We start from the raw sequence: 21,067 nt of genomic DNA on the forward strand, positions 1-21,067 counted from the left end.
AGGTTTGTAAAGATCGAGAAATGGATGCGCTTTCTTTCGGGCTTTATAATGATATAACACGTCAAAGATTAAAGGCGATATTGATTACAGCATGATCAAAAAATAGGCTGGCGAGGGATGCATATGGTTAAAATCATTCATCATTTTGGCAGTCCTAAATGGCTGGTGATTGCCGGATTGTTGGTCTTAGGTTCTGTGATCGTTATATTCACTGCAGGGTCCGGGTTTTCAAAGACGAAGCATCACGCTGAGGTGATCGCGACGGTTAACGGTGTACCCGTTCATATCAACGAATTCCGCAGAGCCATCACTGCAAATAAAGCTGGAGTCATCAGCTATTTTTATGAGAAATATGGCGTAGAGCCGTCGCCTGCGTTTTGGACCACGGCTTACGGAGGAGAATTTCCGGTAGAGATGATCAAAAAAAGAGCGCTGGAAACAAGTGTGAACATCAAAATTCAGCAAATCATTGCGCAGGAGCAGGGAGTGCTGCGGGATATCGATGAGGACAGTTTTGAACAGTCCCTCGAGCGTGAAAACAAGAGAAGGCAAAAAGCGATCCGCGATCATCAGGTTGTTTTCGGACCCGTCTCCTACAGTGAGGATGCTTATTTTGAATACGTCATGACAAACGCAATCGTATCCGTCAAAAACCATCTGATGGAACACGATTGGAAGCCCGATGAACAGCAGCTGAAGCTGTTTTACGAGTCTCGAAAAAGCGTGGAAACGAAGGATCAGTCATTTGACGCTGTCAAAGACCAAGTAGTCAAAGACTACATCGACTATAAATACGCGGGCTATGTCCGCGAACGCATCTCCGAAGCAAAGGTCGTCGTGAACCAGGGACCATACGATTCGTTTCAAATGTAACGATGTAACGCCTAATGGGCTTTACATACATGATAAAACGAAAGGATGATGCTTTTTGAGGAAATGGGGAGGTAAAGTGTTCTGCATGACTTTGATTGTCTCCATGGTTTGTTCTTTCTTCACCGCTTTGCCGCAGGCCGCGATGGCATCCGGAACGACTTATTACGTAGACAGTACAGGAGGGGACGACGGGAATAACGGAACAAGCGAAGGTTCTGCCTGGAAGACATTGGACAAAGTCAATGCAACTACCTTTTCCCCGGGTGACAAAATTTTGTTTAAAGCCGGGGAAAGCTGGAATGGCAGGCTGTGGCCCAAAGGCTCAGGCGAACAGGGAAATCCCATCATCATTGATAAGTATGGGGAAGGCAGCAAGCCGTTAATCGCCGGCGTGACGTCAGAACTGGAAGCGGTCTTGTTGAAAAATCAGCAGTATTGGGAGATCAGCAACCTAGAAGTGACGAACAGCTCCCCACTGCCATTTGACAGAGACTGGGAAAACCCGCGCGGACAACGGCGGGGCGTCTACATCTTAAACGAAGAAGCGGGACTGCTGCACCATATTCATATTAAAAATTTAAACATTCATGATGTAGACGGTTCTTATACGACTCGATCCGGCGGAATTATTGTCGACTCGGTCGGGTCAACGACGCCCAGCGCTTTTGACGACGTCCTGATTGACGGTAATATGCTGACGGACGTGGATGCGTATGGCATTTACATCGGTTCCAACTGCATCCTGCGTAACGGAATGGGCGATTTATGGCCATGGGTGCCGAAGCCTTACGGGCCTTGGACGCCTTCGACTCGTGTGAAAATATCCAACAACACCGTCCTCAGAGCTGCAACGGGAGGAATTGCCTGGAACGTAACCGATGGAGCGGTTGTCGAGCGCAATACGGTGGGGCAGGCTACATATCTGGCAACGAATGCTTCCATTTGGTGGGCGTATTCGGACAACAATCTTGTCCAATTCAACGAATCTTTTGCCAGCGTCAACGGCGCTGAAGACGGTCACGGCTTTGACGTGGACGCAGGAAACATCGGTTCGCTCGTCCAGTACAACTACAGCCATGATAATGCAGGCGGATTTATGCTGTTTGTAAACGATACGTATGACACGATCAATACGGTCGTAAGGTATAACATCAGCCAGAATGACCGAAAAAGCATTTTCCGGTACAGCGGATCGATCGACAACGTGTATAACTACAATAATACGGTGTATGTCGGCAAATCATCAGGGAACCCGGTTATGAGCGATTATTTCACCAAGGCTTCCGGCGCTCCGCGCAACATTAAAAATTACAACAATGTCTATTACAGTCTCGGGGATAAAGGCTGGGATTTGAGAGGGCAAACGTTCGACTACAACGCTTATTACGGGGGGAACACGCTGGTTCAGGCCGATGCCCATGGGGTAACCGGCGATCCGAAATTTGCGAATCCCGGCAGCGGAGCGGATGGGATGAATACCGTCGACGGTTATAAGCTGCTGGCCGATTCTCCTTTGATCGGTGCAGGCATTCGCATCAATGAAAACGGAGGCAGGGACTACTTCGGCAATCCGTTATACAATGAGGCTCCGGATATCGGCGCACACGAATACGAAGGCAGCGTGCCTCCAGCCGGTTCTATGCCTGACCCAATCGATGTCGTTCAGATCCGGCCGGTCAGCACGCCTGTCGATGACTTGGCACCGCAGGCAGCCGCAAGCACGACATTTCGATCATCATCTTCACAGCCTATTGAACACATCAACGATAAGTTTTACGATACGGCTTGGTCTACCGAGGGTTCGCCTTCTTTTCCGGGATATATCACGCTTGACTTTGGCGGTCAAACCATTTCTGCCAATCAATTGAAGCTCAATACGAGATTCGGGCAGGAATCGGGGATCACGGATTTCGATCTGGAATACGACAACGGTTCAGGATGGGTGCCTGTCCGGACGAATATTCACCTGTCATGGGATTTGAATAACGGCGCCAATGAGATCAAATCCGTAGAGTTTCCGCTCACCCGGTTTTCCAAGATCCGATTGAAGGTGCATGGAGGAAATGCGCTGTCCGGCAGGATCACGCTGAACGAACTAGAACTATATAACAATCCGGATTTATCCAAAGACATGGTCACCACGTCCTTCCCAACGGGTGCGGGCACGATCACAAACATTATCGACAACAATTTGAACTCGGCATGGGGAAGCGACGTTAACGTATCTTTTCCGGGATATATCACGCTCGATTACGGACATGATCCGGTACCTGTCAACAAGGTCACGTTGGTTACCTTTTTCGGCATAGGTCAAGGGATTACCAAGTTTGACGTGGAGTATTATGACGGCAGCGGCTGGCTAACCGCATTGCCTGGTGCATCGGTCGAATGGAAGCTTAACGACAGCACCAAAGAAAGCCAAACCGTCACCTTTCCGACTGTGCATGCTTATAAACTGCGGCTGAAAGTGAATGATGCGAACCGGGTATGGGGCAATATCGCGCTGAATGAGCTTATCGTTGAGCATACCCCTGAACATGTACCCGTCACCGGTATTTCGATCGACCGACCGGAGATCGTTTTTAATGCGACTTCCGACCGCAGTGCAGCACTGCAGGCTGCCGTTAGTCCCAGCAACGCGACCAATAAAAAAGTCAAATGGAGCACCGATGATGATCAGGTGGTTGAGGTAGACGCGGAAGGGCGGGTGAAGGCAATAGGGGAAGGCAAAGCCGTCATAACGGCCACGACGGAAGACGGAAGTTTTCAGGTTGCCAGCCAAATAACCGTCGATTGGACAGCCCCCGAAATCAGGCTCGGCCCTGTGACTACATCTGAATTCACCTCAGGTACATTCCAGCCGAGATTTGAAATAACGGATCGATGGACCGGCGTTGACAATGCGAAAACGGAAGTCTTGCTGGACGGAAAAGTTCTGACGGATTTAAGCGACACGCCAATGTATAAGCTGGCTCTGGGAGCGCATACGTTTACCGTGAAAGCCAGCGATTTGGCGGGGAATACCAGCGCAAAGTCCGTTGACTTTGATGTGAAAACAAGCAACGCGGCTCTTGAGGAGTTGGTTCAGCGTTTCGCAGAAGCCGGCTGGATTGACAACAGAGGGATTGCGAATAGCTTGCTGAAAAAGCTGCAGAATCAACATGTAAGCAGTTTTATTCATGAAGTCAACGCTCAAAAGGGAAAACATGTATCTGCCGACGCTGCGGAGTACCTGCTTCGCGATGCGGAATCGCTTCTTCATGAATAGAAGTCGTTATCTAACCTTTGAAGGGAGAGTTAATCATGAAAAAACACTTCATCACATCGATCGTCAGTCTGCTGATCGTATCCTTGTTTTCAACGAGCGCCATGGCGGCTGGTCACGGGAATGGCAAGGAAATTCGCACTACCGTGATGTCGTACAACATACATCATGGCGTCGGTTTGGATGAACAGCTTAGCCTGAAACGAATTGAGGATGTGATCCGGGATTCCGGCGCGGAGATCGTTGGTCTTCAGGAAGTGGACCGGTTTTTCGCAGAGCGGAGCGACTTTCAGGACCAAGCCAAGGAATTAGCAGGCTTGCTCGGCTATCACTACGCGTATGGTGCCAATCTGGATTTGGAACCGGCGGATGGCCAGGCGAACAACCGCCAATATGGGACCGCCATCCTGAGCAAGTATCCGATCCTCCGCTTTGACAATGTGCTGCTCAGCAGCTTCGGCGATGAGCAGCGGGGCGTTCTGCATGCGGTGGTCAATTTACGGGGAGTTCATGTGGATGTGTATAATACGCATCTGGGACTCGATGCCGAAAGCCGGAAGGCGCAGGTACAGGAAATCGTTAACCTGGCTTCCACGGTTAAGGGACCCAAGCTTCTCATGGGGGATTTTAATGCGGAACCTGGCAGTTCGGAGGTTGAAGCTCTGTTAGCCAGCGGTTTATTCGTCAACAGCTTTCAAGGAATCGAAGATGCCTATACGTTTCCGGCCGACCAGCCGTCCGAAACAATCGATTACATCGTAACGTCCCCTGAAGTTCAGCATTCGAATCAACGGGTAATCAGGACGGAAGCTTCAGACCACCGGCCAATCGCTGTTGACGTCGTGTTCAAGCGATGATGGCCCCGTGATATGCCTGCTTATAAAAAGCGTGAAAACCCGCCCGGATGGGCGGGTTTTCCTTTTTCCATTTGCCAAGGGTTCTTTTGACAGCGTTCCTCAGTTTATCAGGACCGGCATATGACTTCCTTTTCCATAAGTACTGGCAGGCCTGTCAGCTTTTGATCGCCCCGGCAGCGATGTCGGAAATAAACTGCTTGCTGACGAACAGGAACAAAATGATGAGCGGAATGACCGCGAGCAGCGTTCCCGCGATGACCATCGCATAATCGGTCACATAAATTCCGTTCAGGGAGGAAAGCGCCACCTGCAGCGTAAATTTACGCTCGTCGTTTAGAATGATCAGCGGCCAGAGGTAATCGTTCCAGGAACCGATGAAGGTGAACGCTCCCAGAAATGACAGCGCCGGGCGAAGGATTGGAATCGCGACGTTCCAATAGAGCCGGAAGAAGCCGCAGCCGTCGATGCGGCCGGCATCCAGCAGTTCGGATGGAACGGATTCCTCCGCGTACTGGCGGATCCAGAAAATGCCGAAGGCGTTGGCCATTCCAGGAATGATCAGCGCCTTGAAGGAGCCTACCCACCCGAACTTCGCCATGATGACGAAGGAAGGAACGAGCGAGAGCTGCGACGGCGCCATCATCGTGGCGAGCAGCAGGACGAACAGCCACTTTTTGCCGGGAAATTTGAATTTCGCAAACGTAAAGCCTGCAAGGGAATCAAAGAACAGGACCAGCAAAGTACTGCAGCCGGCCACAAACAGCGTGTTGAGAAACGCGCCGAAGAAATCGATGTTCTGAAACACCCGCGTCACATTGCTGATAAACTGCGTCCCGAACCAGAACTTGGGCGGGAAGCTGTAGATTTCCGCAGTCGTACGCGTGGCCATAACGGCCAGCCAGTAAAAAGGAAAGATGGAAACGATGAGTCCGACGATCAATCCGAAATACAGCAGGATAGAAGACTTCCTTTTAACCATGCGTATCACCCCGTTTATTCATCTTTGGCACCGCCGCCCTGAACTACCCGCCAGTTGAAGATCGAGATGAGGGCAATCAATATGAACATGCCCCAGCCGACGGCCGAGCCGTAGCCGAAGTAATTGTTCACGAATGCCTCGCGGTACAGGTAGAGAACGATCGTCAGACCTCCGCCGCTGACGCCGCCGTCGTTGCCGACGAGCACCTGCGATTCGGTGAAGATCTGCATGCCACCGATGGTTGAAGTAATGACGGTAAAAAGAATGATCGGCCGTAAATTCGGGATCGTGATGCGAAAGAAGGACTGGATGCCGGTGGCTCCGTCAATTTTGGCGGCCTCATAGAGGACCGTAGGTATGCTCTGGAGTCCCGCCAAATAAATGATCGCATTGTAACCGACCCAGCGCCAGATGACCATGATGGAAACGGCCAGCTGGATGCCCCAGGTTTTGTTCAGCCATTCCACGGGGGAAATCCCGAACAGGGACAGGAGATAATTCAAAAGTCCGTAGTTGTTGGAGAACACGGTACTGAACACAATCGCCACCGCAACGAGTGAAGTGACGTTCGGCAGAAAGTAACCGATCCGGAAGAAGGTACGGAACCGCACGAACGACGCATTCAGCAAAAACGCAATGATGAGCGCGAAGAACAGCATCGGAATGGTCGAATAAATCCAGATCAAAAGTGTGTTGCCGACCGCCTTCCAAAATTCCGGATCGGTGACCATGAACTGATAATTGTTCAGACCGTTAAAGGTCATCACGCCGATGCCGTCCCACTTCTGGAAAGAAAGATACATCGAGAACAGGATCGGGAACAAGCCGAAGACGGCAAACAAAATATAGAAAGGGGAGATGGCCAGGTATTCTTTCCGGTGCTTCCATATTTCAGACCCCAATCCCCGCTTCCGCTCCGGCACCTGCATGGAGCTGCCGGGATCGAATTGAGTTCGCTTCTGTAATGGTTGACCCATAAGACTCTACCTCCATTGTCGGGATGGTATGACCGTTTAACGCAGCAGCTCCTTTTTCACTCTGGATAGTGCATCTTCCCATGCTTTATCCGGGTTTTTGCCTTGAAGGGCGACCGATGACAGCTCGCGGCTCACGATGCCGTTCAGGTTGGCGTATTTCGTGCCGAAATAGGCGGGCTTCACGTTGCGCGCAGACTCCGTAAAAATTTCACCGGTAGCCTGGCCGCCGAAAAAGTCCTCTTTCTGCTTCATGACGTCCGAATCGAGCGCCTTGGTGGCGGAAGGGAACAGGTTGAGTTCCTTGAAGCTGGTTACCTGGTTTTCGGGATTCAGGAGCCAGCTCATCACCTCGAAGGATTCTTTCGGGTATTTGCTCGTTTTCATAATGGCGAGGAAGGAGCCGCCATTGTTGCCGTCTCCGCCCGGAGCTCTTGCGACGCGCCACTTGCCCTTCGTATCCGGGGCCGCGTCCATCAGGATTTGCTTCGCCCATACCGCGCTCACGAAGGAAGCGATCTTGCCGTTGTTCATCGCGGCGTTCCACTCGGAGGAGAACGTGCTGGCATTGGCGAGCAGCCCCATTTGAGAGGCTTTGACCGCCAGGTCCCATGCCTTCTTCATGGAGGAGGAAGGATCCTCACCGATGAAATTTTCATTTTTATCAAAATAAATTTTATCCGACTGCGCGTTGACCTGGGTATAGACTTGGCCGATGTTGTCGAGCAGCTTCACTTTGCCGCCGAGCGCCTTCTGCAGCTTCTCGCCTGCGGCGAAATAGTCCTCCCAGGTGCCCATCATTTGATGAACCTCTTCCGGATCAGTCGGGAGACCCGCTTGCTCGAACAGATCCGCACGGTAAAACAATGCGGTTGGGCCCGTGTCGATCGGCATGGCGATCATTTCGCCCTTCGGTGTAACCCCGAGCTGCCATTTCCAGTCCAGGTAGTCCCCTTCGATGTCCTTCGCTCCGAGATCATACAGGTTGTAGAAGCGGTCGGCGCTTGGGAACAGCTCGGTGACCCAGTCGTTAAAGGCCACGATATCCGGACCGCCGCTGCCAGCAGCGAGCGTCGTTTTCAGCTTGGATTTGAAGTCGCCCCCGATTTTTTGGGCGTTGATGCGAATTCCCGGAAACTGCTTCTGGACCGCGTTGATCAAATTATCGTCCAGACTCCGGTTCCAGTACCAAAGAGTAAGCGTTTTCACTTTGCTATTAGATGAAGACCCGCTAGAACATCCGCTAACCATGAAAGCAACAAGCAATAAACACGTTAATAAGATTCGGTATTTTGCCATCGTTTTCGGCCTCCCATCGCGGCTATATGGTACTGCAGCAGCATCATCACTCCTTTAAATCCCTAAAATGTGTCCGTTCTACGAACATTATAAACGCTTACAAAACATTTTGGAACCGCTTGCTTGAAATAAGACGGTCGTAGGACATCGCCCCCGCGCCATATATTGAATATGGGTTTATCATCTGAAGGGAGGGAGTTCGCCACTGTCAGTCCGCAGTCTTTATCGCCGTTATGCCGCGGCAGCACTCGTTCTAGTTCTATCCTTTTGCTGGATGTTTCCGGCCGGGGCCGAGGCAAAAATTGCCTCGCAAGACCTCATTATCGTCAATAAAAAGACGAATAAACTGGCATATTTTAGCAGCGGAAAGTTGGTTAAGGAGTTCAGGGTGGCGACGGGCAAGTCGCCAGAGCTGACGCCGGAAGGAACGTTTGAAATCGTCAACAAGATTAAAAACCGTCCCTATTACAAGGAAAAGATCCCGGGAGGCGATCCCCGCAATCCGCTCGGTGACCGTTGGATCGGCCTCAATGTCAATGGGACGATGGGGACGACGTACGCCATCCACGGCAACAGCAACAAAAACTCGATCGGAAAGTACGTCAGCGCGGGATGCATCCGCATGTACAATGACGAGATCCACTGGCTGTTCGAGCAGGTGCCCCTGCATACGATGGCTATAATAACAACCTCCAGCCAAGGTTTTGAAACGATCGCCCAAAATCACGGCTATGCAGTGGGCGTGCAGTCGTTTGACGGTAAGCTGGTAGTGAATGGAAGGGAAGCTCAGCTGAAGCAGGATTTGATCATGGTCGATTCCCGCATCTACATTCCGCTTCGCGCCTGCTTCGAACTGCTGGGCGGGACGGTTGAATGGAACGCCAGTACTCAAACGGTGACGGTCTACACGGGAAATCGCAAGATTACCCATAAGGCGCTCTCCGGCAAGGCTGTCGTGAACGGCAAAACGGTAAACATCACCGCCTCCCGGCTCCAGGGGAATTCGCTGATGCTTCCGCTTCGCAACATGTCGGAAATATCCGGTTACTCGGTCGTGTGGGACGGAGCCTCCAATACGGTGAGCCTAACAACGGGCAAATAAGCCCGAGCCGCGCGCATGCGCGGCTTTTTTTTTGTGCAGTTATGTAGATTGAACTAAAGTTTTGTATTGAACTTCCTAATGTAACGGCCAATTGGGGGCAGTATCATTCATTTCTTTAGTTCATTCTATATTGCCTGGGAAAAACAGGGTTGGAACTGCCGGTTAGGGTGTGTATGATAATAAAGCACGGAAGCGGCCGCGGCGTAGGTCCGGCCGTTGGGGGGCGAAACATTCGAAAGAGGTGTGTGATGGATAGCGTAATCGAAATTGTGGATTATATGCCGGAATGGGCGGACGTGTTTGCCCTGGAGAAAGAACGGCTGTCCGGATTAGCGGGCTTGGATGCGGTCGTGTTCGAGCATGTCGGCAGCACGGCCATTCCCGGTCAGCAGGCCAAGCCAGTAGTTGATATGTTCGTCGGCGTGAATCCGTTTCGTCCGGCTGCTTATTACATAGACCTGCTGGATCCGGCCAGCTATTCTTATGTTAAGACCGGAATGCGCGGAAGGCATTTATTTGCCAAATCGACAGAGGGAATCTGGACGCACAATGTTCATCTGATGCCTTATGATGAACAATTCCATACCCGCAATGAAATTCTGCTCCGCGATTATTTGCGCCGCCATCCGGAACTCGTAGAGGAGTACGGAGCCATTAAAATGCAGGCGGCCCAAAGCGCTGAATCGATGAATGCATACACCCGGGCCAAAACGGCATTTATTCAATCGGTCGTCGATGCGGCCAGAGAGGAGAAAGGGCTTCCCCTGGAAGACGTATGGGAGGAATAAGCTGCCTGCCTGCTTACGCCCGGACGGCCCGATGAATGATACGGACAAGTTCGCTGCTGCAGGTCTCCAGGTCGACCCTACCAATGACCCGCCGGGTTCAGCATATATTCCCCGATCGCGCCTTGAATCATGTTGGACATGACGGAAAGGTGAAAGTCCCCGAAAACGCCTTGCTCCTGACCCTCACGAAGGATAGTCCCCAATGTCTGCAGCAGAGGATCTTCCTCCTCCTCCTCAAGCTTGTAATATCGAAATGGAGGAAGTCAATCCTCGTCGGCCCGCAAGCAAAAAAACGTGCCAACGGAATAAAATTCCTGGCATGCTTTTTGACGATTAGCGGTTTCGAGACGAACTGGTTGATGTGCCCCCGATATAGCGGAAAACGAGCACGCTTCCAGCCAGGCACAAAATGCCTGTCAGCAGCAAGGAACTCATGACGCCATGGGACAAATCGGGGGCTGCGGCCATGAGGACGCCGGGCAGCGCCACTCCCAGCGTAGCGCCGAGCTGACGGAAGGCATTCAGCGCGCCGGAAGCCGTTCCCGTCTTGCCCTGCGGCGCTGCACTCATCACGACGGAGACGAGCGGCGGCAGGATGAATGAGATGCCGCAACCGATCAGCAGCAGCGAAATTCCGGTGGGAATATACCCTGGATCTGCAGGAAGGAGAGCCTGGATCAGCATTCCGGTGCATGCCAGGAGAAATCCTGTACCAATGGTGCGTGCAGCTCCATACCGGCTGATCAGCCTGCTCATCAGCATGGGATTCACCGCCATGGGGAGCGTCAGCGCAAGAAATGCAAGGCCCGTCCCCATAGCTGAATAACGATGAAGCTGCTGGAAATACAGCGTCATGACAAACAGCACGCCGGAAAGGCCGAAATTAATAAGCAATCCGACCGTTAATCCGGTCACGAGCACCCGGCTTTTGAACAAGGACAGGGGCAGCATCGGCGAATGGCTTCGTTTTTCGATCCAGACGAACAGGCAGATCAGCAGAGCGGCGGCGGCAAACAGAACAAGAATGACAGGTGATCCCCACCCGAGATCTTCGCTTTCCATAAAAGCGCTCGTCAGTGCCGCCACACCCAGCAGGCCGGCCAGCTGACCGGCCGGATCCATGCCGGACGGCGCGGGTTTCCGGGCCGAAAAGTCCGCGTTCGCCCGCGTCCACAGCCAGCTGAGGATGCCTACGGGGATATTCAGGAGAAAAATGCTCTGCCACCCCAGGGTGTCAACCAGAATGCCGCCGATGATCGGACCGGCGGCAAGCGCCAAGCCCGACACCGCCGCCCAGATGCCGAGCGCCTTGGTCCGGCTGGCGGCGTCCGTAAAGGTCTCCGCAATGATCGTCAGGGAAGACGGCAGCAGTGCCGCACCGCCGACGCCGAGCAGCGCCCGGAAGCCGATCAGCCAGCCGATGGCAGGCGAAACGGCGCAGAGGACCGAAGCCAGCATAAACAAGACAATCCCGCCCAAGAAAACACGGGCTGCCCCCAATCGATCGGCCAGCGAACCCATGCCCAGCAGCATGCTGGCAAATACCATCGTATACGCGCCCGTTACCCAGCTCATTCCGCTGAGTCCGCCGCCCAGCGTATCCCGGATGGCAGGAAGTGCGACCGTGACGACCGTCGTGTCCAGCAGCACGATGAAGTAGCCGAGGGACAGCCCAGCAAGCAGCCAGGAAGACCGGTTTCTTTGGTTGGCCGGTTTGGTCCCGGCCGTGATGGATGTTCGATTCATTCCATAAACCCCTCCAATGATCTTTTTCAAACCCATCGATGTGTTGTATAGTGTATATTCAGAAGAAACGGGGATGAAGAGAGCGGTTTATCCTAGGAGTGGCGCTCCTAGGTATCGGTCATCTTGCCCACTTCGGATAGAAATGGAGGGTCTTTACATGGAGACAACGCATCAGCGTACGAGCCAGCTTGCCGAATTTTTGCAGACCCGGCGGGCCCGTCTGACTCCGGAACAGGCCGGTCTCCCCGGCGGAGGGAGACGAAGAACGCCCGGCCTTCGGCGGGCGGAAGTGGCGCTGCTTGCTGGCGTGAGTGTCGATTGGTACACGTGGCTTGAACAGGGAAGGGACATCTCTGTGTCCACTCAGGTGCTCGAAAGCATCGCCAGGGCGCTGCAGCTGGATGAGAATGAAACGAAGCATCTGTTTCTGCTGGCTTCAAGACTTCTGCCGTTTCACTATCAGCAGCCGGAAATGGCGATCAGTCCGCTCCTGCAGACGTTCCTGGACGAACAGGGGGAACACCCGGCGTTTGTGGCCAATTCCCGCTGGGATATCGTCGGCTGGAACAGGGCGGCACGGCTCGTGTTCGGCGATTATGAGCAGATGACGGTGAGGGAGCGGAACTCGGTTTGGAGAATGTTCGTTTCTCCCTATACGAAGGAGCTTCTGGGCGAGGGCTGGGAGAAAAACGCCCGGCTTCGGCTCGCCCAGTTTCGTGCGGGATACGGACTCAATGTTGAGGATCCATGGTGGAGCGGGATGATTGAAGATTTGAACAAGGAAAGCGAGGAATTCAGGGCATGGTGGCCCCAGCATGATGTACTGAACGTCAAGGAAGGCCGGAAAAAAATCTACCATCCGCGCGTGGGGCTGCTTGAATTCAGCCATATTACGTTCCAGGTGGAGGATTCTTATGATCTTCGTGCCACGGTGAACCTGCCCTACAATGACGAGACCATACAGAGAATGAAACAGCTGCTTCAATAATGAGCAAAAGGCAGAAACCCATGCGGTTTCTGCCTTTTTTTGCGGAGTCGGTCCCATATTTTGCCCCCTCCCGTAACTCGCGGCTCTGCGCTGGAATATGATCGTATAGGACGTAATTCAGTTGCGGCGGCTGGCGGGCTGTATTCCGGCCAGAAGCCTGACAGGAGGCGAGGACGGTCGAAAAGCATCTGCTTATTTACGATGTCGACTGGTGGATCCTGGGCAAGACGGCCAAGATCATTCAACAGCATCATCCCTACCTGGATATCATGTCCGCCAAACAATTGGAGGAGAGCATCGGGAGCAGGGGCAGCGAGGCGCTGAGCCGGGAATATTCCCGCATCTCCGCCATGTGCCTGGGCCTGGCGGCATTTGCCATCTTTAAGCATATCAGGATCGATTCATCCGCTGCGGTCTCCTATTATTATTTCAGCAAAAATTACGACACGTTCCGTGAATGGGCTGACAAGCCGGAACCCGATCCCGATTTTTTGCGCCTGGTGATTCCCCGCATCGGCTCGATCGGGGCGATGAATTTGAAGCTGACCGAGTGCCTCGCAGCGATGGCACCGGCTGCTTCCGTCCGCCATATCGGACACTTTGTCGACCATGCGCTGTTCCATCCCGATCCTGCGGACGGGGAGCCCTTGGAGCAGGAGGGCCGGCCGCTCGTCATCGGGTGGGCGGGAGATCCGGGAAAGGCATCCAAACGTTATGCGGCTCTGTACGAGCCGATCAAAAGTCATTTTGCCGGCCGGCCGGAAGTGCGCTTCGTTGAAACGGCAGGAGCATATGCGCACGAAGAGATGCCGCGCTTCTATCGGGATATTGACCTGCTTCTGATCACGTCGGCGAATGAAGGGGGCGGAGCGACGGCACTTGAGGCTTTTGCCAGCGGCAAACCGGTGCTGTCCACCAACGTCGGATACGTAAAGGAAGCGGCCCATCCCAGCGGGCATCATTTAATTTTGGACCGTGACGATCCCGGGGCATTTATCCAGGCCATTGACGGCTGCCTGCAGGAAAAATCGCGTTTAAGGGCAATCGGGCGTCTGTGCAGAGCGGAAATCGAAGCGCACTGGACCATCGAAGCGGGCGTGAAACGCTGGCTTGACGTCTTGTTCGGAATTTAGGAGGTGACGACTCACATGGGCACATCCAACTGGCAGAACCTGTGTTATTGCGTGGAACTCATCCGGCAGGCGGCCCCGTCCAGCGTTCTTGACATCGGGATCGGGTTCGGCCGGTGGGGCATGCTCTGCAGGGAATTTCTCGATGTCTGGCAGGGGCGCGTCTTTCGTGAGCAATGGCAGACGAGGATTGAGGGGGTCGAAGTTTTTCCGAAAAATGTGGACGACTATCATCCATACTTTTACAACCATATATATATTGGGGATGCCTATGAACTGATGATGAAACGGCAGCTTGGAGCCTATGATCTGATCATTCTGGGCGATGTCCTTGAGCATTTTGAGAAGGAGCGCGGGATCTGGCTGCTTGAAGCCTGTCTGAAGCAATGCCGCAGCCTGCTCTTGAACGTTCCGATTGGGCCTGATTGGCCGCAGGGCGCCGAATACGGCAACGAATACGAAACCCATCGCAGCGTTTGGACGGAGGAGGAGCTGGACCGGTATCCGACCGCTTCCAAGCGCATGTTCAAGGATTATATTCAGCGTGACTTTGCCACTTATTTGTTCCAGGGCGCACAGCCGCACGGTTAAGGGTCAGAGGCTTTGGTCAAAATCAACACCGAATGGGGGGAAGCGCCATATGACAGGTCATGGTGCCGGCAGAGATTACGTAGTTACTGAAATCCCTGTTGAGCTGCTGTTCACCGAATTGGATGTTCGATCGGCCCGTACCGACCATCTGATCAAATCGTTTACTGACCGTTGGTACGAACACCATCTTCAGTATGCCGACATCTCCATCATGCGGCTCGTTCCGCACCGGGAATTGTACCGTTACTTTGCCGGGGAGCCGGGGGCTGCGCCGGATGCTTACCTGGATTGGTATGAGCAGATTCATGCAACTCGGGGAATAACCCCTCCAATGTCCCGCAAAGGGCTGTTGATTCAAAGACGGATGGAATACGAAAATATGCAGTCTGAGCTCCGCAGCGGATCGGACTTTTTTTTCGATCATCCGGTCAAAGCGAAATGGAATCCGGCCGGATATTTCAACGTATTGGACGGACATCACAGGGCTTGTTTTTTGTACTGCCTTGGCTTTCGGAGGATTCCGGTCCGAATCCCGCTGCAGGATTATATGGTCTGGCTTCACTCCGCGGCAGTGGCTGACGTCGAGCAAACGATGAAGGACCAGCAGCGAAGGCTGATTTACACGCCGATCCTGCATCCACAGTTTTATGGTATGCACAGTGAGCGGGACGAGACGTATCCAACGAGGCTGGATTACATTGCCCGGTTTTTGGGGCCAGGGAAGCTGAAAGGGCGGAGCGTCCTGGACATCGGCTGCAACATTGGATACTATTCCAGGCATTTTGTCAGGGAAGGGGCAGACGTCACCGGGGTGGAACCGGATCCGGACCACCATTCCCTCCTTCACAAGCTGAACGCGATGGAGCGGACGGCATTTTCCGTCATCACGGAGCGATTTGAAGAATCTGATGCCGTGCAGCAATACGATATCGGACTATTGCTGACCGTTTTTTATCACATCATGAAAGATCCGGAAGCTTGCAGGCGGTTTCTTGCCCAGCTGGACCGGAGCGTCTGCAGTTTGCTCTTCTGGGAATCCGGAGATGCCATGGAAACGGAGAAGAAGATGCTGATGGAGAATACCGGTTTTAAGCATTATGAAAAGCTGGCGGATACGTTCGGCACGGGGAAATACCGGGAGCTCGGTGTTTTTCGAAAAGCATAGACCGGCAGCCTGTTAATCTATCAGAGGCGGAGGTGAAATGTGGATGCATGACGATTTGTCCGTTTTGATTCCATACCAGCCCGACGGCGGGCCGAGGGATGAGGCGCTGTCCTTTGTCCTTCGGTTTTACAAGCACATTTTGCCCACGGCGGACATTTGCATCGGGGAGATCGGCGCGGATGAACCTTTCAGCAGATCCAGGGCGATTAACCGGGCGGCGTCCCGGGCAAGCGGCAGCATCTTCATCATTGCCGACGGCGATATCGTTTACGACCCGCAGCTGGTGGCCGATTCGGTCCGCTGGATTGAACAGGGGCGGTGGGTCATTCCGTTCAGCCGGATCAACCGGCTGAGCCAGCGCATCTCCCAGTTGGTCATAGAGGGAGAAGCCATCTGGCCCCTGGAAACCGAACCGGATACAAGGGAGGAACATGCCGCCTTTTTCGTCGGGGGCTTAAATATTGTCGGCCGGGGCGCATTTGAACAGATTGGCGGTTACGATGAGCGTTTCATCGGCTGGGGCGGGGAGGACGAGGCTTTTGCTTATACGATGGATACACTGGTGGGCGAGCATATCCGTCTTGACGGACTGATGTACCATTTCTGGCATCCTTTCGTTGGCCCGCAGGGCAACCCCCATTATGAGCATAATTACAGGCTTTTTCAACGATACAGAGCTGCTCGCGGAGACAGGGAGTCGATGAACGAGCTGATTCGGGAAAAAGCAGGCGGGTAAGCCCTGACTGTGAGGCGTTCCCTCGTAACAAGGGCAGCATGGGATGAACAGGAAAGGAAGGAGCAGAATCTATGACATTATCGGTCATTGTCCCGATCCTGAACGAAGAGACCTTTGTTCCTTTGTATCTGGAGAGCGTGGCAGCCTTTGCCGATGAAATCATTATCGTGGATGGGGGAAGCACGGACGGAAGCCTGGAGCATATTGCCCGGCTGGAGACAAAGTATCCGATCAAGCTGTTTACGATGCCGCAGACAGGTCTTCCCTATACCGAGGACTGGAACGAATCGGAAGTACGGAACTTTTTGATCGGTCAGGCTACCGGAGATTGGATTATGAACCTAGATATCGATGAAATGATGGACGACAGGTTCCGGGATTTGCTGCCTGAGCTGATGGCAAACACCGCCGTTGATGTCTATCAATTTCCGTTTGTGAACTTTTGGAGGGATCCGAACACGATTCGGGTCAACAGTCCAGGGGATGAGCGCTGGTCCAATGACATCACCCGGATGTGGCGGGCCGGCAAAGGCATCCGTTACCGGGACGAGAAGCATCACTGCACTTTGGAAGCGGCCGGCGGAGCCAGCATTTGGAGCCTTCCGCGCGTACGGGCCGACGTTAACGTATACCATTACCACTATGCGATTGGCAAGCGGATCAAATATAACGACAACCGCAGAGGAGATGTCAATCTGCTGAACAATGTAGGGGAACCGGATTGGAATTACAGCCATAATGAGTACCAAATTGCCACGGCCCCATTTCAAGGAGAGCATCCGGCCGTCATTCGGCGCTATTTGGAGCAGCTGAATGGCAATGGTAAGAGCACTCCAAACCTTTGAAGCATGAAAAGAACTGAAGCCCTCACTGCCGAACCGGGAATAATCCGGATCCGGGTGAGGGCTTTATCGTGACATCTCTTTGCCTCAAAACGAATGATTCAACCATCGACGTAAAGGCCTATCATACAAGTGACTGCTGAACGATCCGGGACGTTTCAGGCTCATCGTACAGCTGAACTTCCGGTAATTTGGCGGCCAGCGGCTCGAATTGACTAGCCTGGTAGCATTTTCTGTCCACTGCATAACGATCGGCATGAATCTCTTCGAACACCTGCTGCGACCCGCAATAAACGGCTAAATCGAAGCTGACCTGGCTGAACAAATCGATCCGGTTGGTCAAGTACAACCGGGGGCCGGCCTTGCGGATACCGACGACAGGATGCTGAAGATATGTCAGCGTGTAGACAATCACGGTGCAGTCGTCCCTTTGGGCGAACTCCTTTACCAGCTGCTTCCATCTTGCAGGTTCGTCACTCCAGGACAATTCACCAAGCAGCAGCACCCGCTTTTCACCAGGATGGAAAGCATCGGCCTGTTCCCGGACTTCTTCCGGGGTTGCGGACAAGTTAAAAGGGTTCAACGGACCCTTGGGCAGCTGCCACGACTTGGTCCACTTTGCTTCATAATAATGCTTGTTTCGTTCCCACAGCGATTGATATTCCTGGCTTTTCAGCTTCTTGATCGTTGCGCTGCCGTGATGGTACACAAAGGCGTCTTCAACGATCACCATCCGGTAACCCGCTTGCTTGACCCGTTCACAGTAATCGTCGTCTTCAAACATACCGATGCCGTAATGACGGTCCAGCGGCCCGATCTCTTCAAATGCGCTGCGCCGGATGGCCACACAGAAAAATCCGAGCAGTCCGGTTTCGCGGGTGTGTCCGCGGTAATTTTCATAAAACTCCCGCAGCCAGCCGGGATCCGCTCCCTGTACGGGGTCACCGATAAAAAAGTCAAGCGCCTGATCATTCCCTACGTGGTTGGACATCGGTCCGGTCATGGCGACATCGCTGTGTTCCTGCATCGGCCGGATCAGCTTGGGAACCCAGGTCGAGTCGGGGACGATCGTATCGTTATTCAGGAGAATCAGATATTCGCCGGTGGCACAGCTTGCTCCCAATGAGTTCCCCTCGGCAAACCCCAGATTGATGGGTGAAAAGACCGTCTGCACCGGTTTCTGCGCCAACGCCGCAAGCTGAACACGGGTCTGATCGGTGGAGCCGTTATCGACTACAATGATCTCCATGTTCGGATAGGCGTCTTTCCGAAGCAGGCTGTTCAGACACTGCCGGGTGAACGACCAGTTGTTATGGGTCACGATGACGATGCTGACCTTCGGAAAAATATGCTGCACAATGGCCCGATGCAGCATTTCGTATCGATGCCCCCACGTATTGCACATGGCAAATTTACGCCGGATTCTCGCGGCTTCCGGCTGAGCAGCCTCGATGCTGAGCGCCCGCTCCACCGCCGCCTCGAACGCTGCAGGGGAATCCGCGATCTCCACCATGTCCGCGGCGATTTCGGTCAGCTCGGGCAAAGGGGTGGAAACGACCGGCTTGCCCGCCGCCAAATATTCATAGAGCTTGACGGGATTTGTCGCCTGGGTCAAGTTGTTCTGGACGAACGGAATGATCGCACAGTCAAAACGGTGAAGATAGCCGGGAAGCTCCTCATAGGGCTTCTCCCCGAGCAGCAGGACGTTCGGAAGCTGTTCCACCCCGGAGGTGTCGCAGCCGAACGTATGGCCGATTAAGGCAAAGGTCCATTCCGGCCTGTTCCGGGCTATCGTTTCAATCAAACCGATATCAAACCAATCCGAGATCGCGCCGTAATAACCGATCACCGGGCCGGTAATGCTGCTGAGTTCTGCGGGGGCGCTGCCCGCCCAGCCGGCGAAATGGCTGACATCGGCAGCGTTGCGCACCAGAATCGATGAGGGATTCAGCTCACGGACGCGCTGATGAAGCACTTGTGAGGAAGTGATTACCACATTTGCTTTTTGGATCAGCAGGTCTTCCTGATGAATAACGTCGGCATGGTTGGTCGAAAACCCGGCATGATCGTCCATGCAGTCATACATGATGTTGTGCCGGTTCATCGCCGTGACAAGCGGAGTCCAAAACGGAAGGTCGACGATGGATACATACGAGGTGACCGCAAATTTGGCAAGGACATGCTCCAGTGACCATTTCAAGTAGTGGATATCCAGATCGTCCATTTGGTCCTGATACAAGTTTAGACGTCTATGGGCACAGAGGGTTACCAGCCATACGTTCCGGTCTACCTTTTTAAATTTGACATACCGACAGATTTCATCCCTGGCGGCATGCTCCTTTGAGATGCAGACGACGTCCGTCGTTATATAAAAAACGCGGTGACCTCGTGCGGCGAACTGCCGGGACAACTGCTGCGGACGCTGCCAACGGAAGTCCCAGTCGATAACGGGAAACCGGATAATGTCATAGGGTACCGCCGAATCCGGGCTGGGTTTTGCTGTTCGAAGATCCTGCATGGGCTCCATTGCAGGAGGAGCGGTGTTTGGAAAGCGAGGGGGCGAATACGCCCCAGGGCGCTGCCCTGGAAAAGGCTCCATCGGCAGAGAATTGCGCGGTGAAGCAAGTGCAGTTAATTTGAGGTCGAGGGCACGGTTTGGCTTTGCGGAATGAATGCTTTTTGATCGATGGACCATGGAAGCAGACAATGGACGGGGTGTCTTTCTGGATCGATTCCTCGGTTTATTCAAGCGCTATACTCCTCCCTAAACATTTGTCTATGTACAAAATATGTACCGGGACAGATTTACGTTTGGGTATAACACCATACTAGGGGATCATTTTTAGGGAAATTGCCCGGGTAAAGGCTTACCGCTGGGCATTTTGATCAACTTCCACTTGGCCTGGTCCCTATCGTTATCTACCTACATATTGTACCAATGACTATAAAGGAGGTAGGTCAAGTGAAATTGGTATTCATGAATAAACACACGAAGGATTACGGAACACATGTCCATCACAAAAAGAAGCGGCATCATCATAAGAAAAAAACGGGTACTCTTCTGAAAGTGATCCACGATATCAAGCACCGGCTGTTAAAACTGAAGCAGCAATTTGCGAGCGTGGCAGGTACTGTGGCGGAGCTTTCAGCCCGGGTGAGCAAACTGGAACAGCAGGTCGCCACGCTGAACAGCCGCTTGGGCATCGGTCCAGGACCGGCACCAGGCCCGACACCAGGACCAGCGCCAGGACCAGCACCAGGGCCCGGACCTGCACCAGGACCAGGACCAGCCCCAGGACCAGAACCAGCGCCGGGTAATGGGCCATCAGGCATCGTGGCCTTGCTCACACCGCGGATCAATACGCGAGTCACACTGGAAACGCCAGTAGGAACCATTTTCGGCACCTTGATTCTGATAGGCGAAGACTATGTCCAGGTTCTTGAACCGGATGGAAGCAACGTATTGATACCGTTCCGCAGCTTGTTGGCCGTTTCATAACCTTTGTGACTTCAGGAGGGAAAGCATATGAATTTTGAGGAAGCACTTGCCGTTTTTGTTGGCAGACATGTCGAAGTGCAGCAGACCAACCAGTTTATCCAGGGCACCCTGGCATCTTCTTCTGGGGGGATCCTGGCCGTGGATACAGTCAGTACCAATTACATCCCGACGGCGCAGCGCGTAAATATATCCACGAACAGCGTGGCGCTGGTCCGCATCCTGCCTCTGTAATC

18 protein-coding genes are annotated in these 21,067 nt (G+C 53.3%); 13 read left to right on the top strand and 5 right to left on the bottom strand.

Going from position 1 to position 21,067, the window contains the following annotated elements:
- Positions 1–123 precede the first annotated feature (123 nt).
- The 3 genes from KI379_RS09560 to KI379_RS09570 all read left to right on the top strand — a co-directional run bounded on the left by KI379_RS09560 (position 124) and on the right by KI379_RS09570 (position 4,995).
- A complete protein-coding gene (locus tag KI379_RS09560) occupies positions 124–873 on the top strand; it encodes a hypothetical protein (RefSeq protein ID WP_212983410.1) in 750 nt (249 codons plus the stop codon).
- Between the two features lie 85 nt (positions 874–958).
- Complete coding sequence (locus tag KI379_RS09565) at positions 959–4,141, top strand: Ig-like domain-containing protein (RefSeq protein ID WP_212983411.1); 3,183 nt, start codon at positions 959–961, stop codon at positions 4,139–4,141.
- A 35-nt stretch (positions 4,142–4,176) separates the two neighbouring features.
- Positions 4,177–4,995 carry an endonuclease/exonuclease/phosphatase family protein gene (locus KI379_RS09570; RefSeq protein WP_212983412.1) on the top strand — a complete coding sequence of 273 codons (819 nt, stop codon included), beginning with the start codon at positions 4,177–4,179 and terminating at the stop codon, positions 4,993–4,995.
- A 154-nt stretch (positions 4,996–5,149) separates the two neighbouring features.
- Here KI379_RS09570 and KI379_RS09575 read toward each other — a convergent pair whose 3' ends face one another.
- From KI379_RS09575 to KI379_RS09585, 3 genes are read right to left on the bottom strand one after another with little or no spacing between them, the layout of a single operon-like run.
- Complete coding sequence (locus tag KI379_RS09575; RefSeq protein WP_076167304.1) at positions 5,150–5,974, bottom strand: carbohydrate ABC transporter permease; 825 nt, start codon at positions 5,972–5,974, stop codon at positions 5,150–5,152.
- A 14-nt stretch (positions 5,975–5,988) separates the two neighbouring features.
- Positions 5,989–6,951 carry a carbohydrate ABC transporter permease gene (locus KI379_RS09580; RefSeq protein ID WP_373309549.1) on the bottom strand — a complete coding sequence of 321 codons (963 nt, stop codon included), beginning with the start codon at positions 6,949–6,951 and terminating at the stop codon, positions 5,989–5,991.
- Between the two features lie 36 nt (positions 6,952–6,987).
- Positions 6,988–8,109 (bottom strand): ABC transporter substrate-binding protein, encoded by a 1,122-nt coding sequence (locus tag KI379_RS09585; protein ID WP_244879232.1) that lies wholly within the window; start codon positions 8,107–8,109, stop codon positions 6,988–6,990.
- 343 nt (positions 8,110–8,452) lie between these two features.
- Between KI379_RS09585 and KI379_RS09590 the strand changes: the two genes are divergently transcribed.
- Both KI379_RS09590 and KI379_RS09595 read left to right on the top strand, forming a co-directional pair.
- Entirely contained in the window at positions 8,453–9,349 is an 897-nt protein-coding gene (locus tag KI379_RS09590) for a L,D-transpeptidase family protein (protein WP_373309586.1), read from the top strand.
- A gap of 248 nt (positions 9,350–9,597) precedes the next feature.
- A complete protein-coding gene (locus KI379_RS09595; RefSeq protein WP_212983415.1) occupies positions 9,598–10,137 on the top strand; it encodes a GrpB family protein in 540 nt (179 codons plus the stop codon).
- A gap of 333 nt (positions 10,138–10,470) precedes the next feature.
- Here the strand turns inward: KI379_RS09595 and KI379_RS09600 are convergent, their stop codons facing one another.
- A complete protein-coding gene (locus KI379_RS09600) occupies positions 10,471–11,883 on the bottom strand; it encodes an MFS transporter (protein ID WP_212983416.1) in 1,413 nt (470 codons plus the stop codon).
- Between the two features lie 157 nt (positions 11,884–12,040).
- Between KI379_RS09600 and KI379_RS09605 the strand changes: the two genes are divergently transcribed.
- From KI379_RS09605 to KI379_RS09630, 6 genes are all read left to right on the top strand, one after another.
- Complete coding sequence (locus KI379_RS09605; protein ID WP_076167287.1) at positions 12,041–12,871, top strand: helix-turn-helix transcriptional regulator; 831 nt, start codon at positions 12,041–12,043, stop codon at positions 12,869–12,871.
- Positions 12,872–13,140: 269 nt separating this feature from the next.
- A complete protein-coding gene (locus KI379_RS09610) occupies positions 13,141–14,004 on the top strand; it encodes a glycosyltransferase family 4 protein (RefSeq protein ID WP_244879233.1) in 864 nt (287 codons plus the stop codon).
- A 15-nt stretch (positions 14,005–14,019) separates the two neighbouring features.
- Complete coding sequence (locus KI379_RS09615) at positions 14,020–14,592, top strand: class I SAM-dependent methyltransferase (protein WP_212983417.1); 573 nt, start codon at positions 14,020–14,022, stop codon at positions 14,590–14,592.
- A 49-nt stretch (positions 14,593–14,641) separates the two neighbouring features.
- Positions 14,642–15,757 (top strand): class I SAM-dependent methyltransferase, encoded by a 1,116-nt coding sequence (locus KI379_RS09620; RefSeq protein ID WP_212983418.1) that lies wholly within the window; start codon positions 14,642–14,644, stop codon positions 15,755–15,757.
- Positions 15,758–15,794: 37 nt separating this feature from the next.
- A complete protein-coding gene (locus tag KI379_RS09625; RefSeq protein WP_244879234.1) occupies positions 15,795–16,493 on the top strand; it encodes a galactosyltransferase-related protein in 699 nt (232 codons plus the stop codon).
- 71 nt (positions 16,494–16,564) lie between these two features.
- A complete protein-coding gene (locus tag KI379_RS09630) occupies positions 16,565–17,338 on the top strand; it encodes a glycosyltransferase (protein ID WP_076167282.1) in 774 nt (257 codons plus the stop codon).
- A gap of 121 nt (positions 17,339–17,459) precedes the next feature.
- Here KI379_RS09630 and KI379_RS09635 read toward each other — a convergent pair whose 3' ends face one another.
- Positions 17,460–19,853 (bottom strand): glycosyltransferase, encoded by a 2,394-nt coding sequence (locus KI379_RS09635; RefSeq protein WP_244879235.1) that lies wholly within the window; start codon positions 19,851–19,853, stop codon positions 17,460–17,462.
- Positions 19,854–20,297: 444 nt separating this feature from the next.
- Between KI379_RS09635 and KI379_RS09640 the strand changes: the two genes are divergently transcribed.
- Entirely contained in the window at positions 20,298–20,834 is a 537-nt protein-coding gene (locus KI379_RS09640) for a hypothetical protein (protein ID WP_212983419.1), read from the top strand.
- Between the two features lie 27 nt (positions 20,835–20,861).
- On the top strand, positions 20,862–21,065 hold the full coding sequence (locus KI379_RS09645) for a hypothetical protein (RefSeq protein WP_076167275.1): 204 nt from the start codon (positions 20,862–20,864) through the stop codon (positions 21,063–21,065).
- Positions 21,066–21,067 lie beyond the last annotated feature (2 nt).

The organism is Paenibacillus cineris (assembly GCF_018333335.1).
GTDB lineage: Bacteria > Bacillota > Bacilli > Paenibacillales > Paenibacillaceae > Paenibacillus_AQ > Paenibacillus_AQ favisporus.

What these genes read in the sequence shown, in the direction of transcription:
- KI379_RS09605 (WP_076167287.1), top strand. Translation starts at nt 12,041, where the DNA reads ATGGAGACAACGCATCAGCGTACGAGCCAGCTTGCCGAATTTTTGCAG.
- KI379_RS09595 (WP_212983415.1), top strand. Translation starts at nt 9,598, where the DNA reads ATGGATAGCGTAATCGAAATTGTGGATTATATGCCGGAATGGGCGGAC.
- KI379_RS09560 (WP_212983410.1), top strand. Translation starts at nt 124, where the DNA reads ATGGTTAAAATCATTCATCATTTTGGCAGTCCTAAATGGCTGGTGATT.
- KI379_RS09645 (WP_076167275.1), top strand. Translation starts at nt 20,862, where the DNA reads ATGAATTTTGAGGAAGCACTTGCCGTTTTTGTTGGCAGACATGTCGAA.
- KI379_RS09615 (WP_212983417.1), top strand. Translation starts at nt 14,020, where the DNA reads ATGGGCACATCCAACTGGCAGAACCTGTGTTATTGCGTGGAACTCATC.
- KI379_RS09575 (WP_076167304.1), bottom strand. Translation starts at nt 5,974, where the DNA reads ATGGTTAAAAGGAAGTCTTCTATCCTGCTGTATTTCGGATTGATCGTC.
- KI379_RS09610 (WP_244879233.1), top strand. Translation starts at nt 13,141, where the DNA reads ATGTCCGCCAAACAATTGGAGGAGAGCATCGGGAGCAGGGGCAGCGAG.
- KI379_RS09580 (WP_373309549.1), bottom strand. Translation starts at nt 6,951, where the DNA reads ATGGGTCAACCATTACAGAAGCGAACTCAATTCGATCCCGGCAGCTCC.
- KI379_RS09620 (WP_212983418.1), top strand. Translation starts at nt 14,642, where the DNA reads ATGACAGGTCATGGTGCCGGCAGAGATTACGTAGTTACTGAAATCCCT.
- KI379_RS09630 (WP_076167282.1), top strand. Translation starts at nt 16,565, where the DNA reads ATGACATTATCGGTCATTGTCCCGATCCTGAACGAAGAGACCTTTGTT.
- KI379_RS09625 (WP_244879234.1), top strand. Translation starts at nt 15,795, where the DNA reads ATGTGGATGCATGACGATTTGTCCGTTTTGATTCCATACCAGCCCGAC.
- KI379_RS09600 (WP_212983416.1), bottom strand. Translation starts at nt 11,883, where the DNA reads ATGAATCGAACATCCATCACGGCCGGGACCAAACCGGCCAACCAAAGA.
- KI379_RS09635 (WP_244879235.1), bottom strand. Translation starts at nt 19,853, where the DNA reads ATGCAGGATCTTCGAACAGCAAAACCCAGCCCGGATTCGGCGGTACCC.
- KI379_RS09565 (WP_212983411.1), top strand. Translation starts at nt 959, where the DNA reads ATGACTTTGATTGTCTCCATGGTTTGTTCTTTCTTCACCGCTTTGCCG.
- KI379_RS09570 (WP_212983412.1), top strand. Translation starts at nt 4,177, where the DNA reads ATGAAAAAACACTTCATCACATCGATCGTCAGTCTGCTGATCGTATCC.